Origin of the sequence: Streptomyces sp. SP17BM10 (assembly GCF_036322405.1) — a bacterium.
Taxonomy (GTDB): Bacteria; Actinomycetota; Actinomycetes; order Streptomycetales; family Streptomycetaceae; genus Kitasatospora.
This window is the reverse complement of the sequence record NZ_JAQYXB010000446.1, coordinates 1-346: the sequence shown is the minus strand read 5'-3', so window position 1 is coordinate 346 and position 346 is coordinate 1. Positions and strand designations below refer to the sequence as shown.

1 protein-coding gene is annotated in these 346 nt (G+C 69.1%); it reads left to right on the top strand.

Translation table 11 applies throughout. From position 1 onward, the window contains the following. Positions 1-104 precede the first annotated feature (104 nt). On the top strand, positions 105-266 hold the full coding sequence (locus PUR71_RS05185; RefSeq protein ID WP_329925127.1) for a hypothetical protein: 162 nt from the start codon (positions 105-107) through the stop codon (positions 264-266). Positions 267-346: the final 80 nt, after the last annotated feature.

Below are 346 nucleotides of genomic sequence, written 5' to 3'. Positions count from 1 at the left end.
GTCGGGCGGGTGCGGGCCCCGGGGCTGGGGGGGGGGCGGGGGTCGGGCTCGCCGGCGGGGAGTCTGGGTGGTGAGCAGGGGGCTGGGGTGGGTTTGTGTGTTGGGTGGGGGGGGGGTGGGGGGTGGGTGTGTGTTTTTTGTTTTTTTGTTGGTGTGTTTGTTTGTTTTGGTGGGTTTGGGGTTGTTTTTTTTCGCTGGGTTGCCCCCCCCGCCCCCCGCACGCCTCCCCCCGGCTCTGGTCGCAGGTCTCCCGCACGCGCGCGTAGGTCCCTCGTTCGTACACTCGGTGCCGGCCCTCCTCTGGTCCGACCCCGCACGTTCCGTTGTCGGCGGCGATCACGTCGTC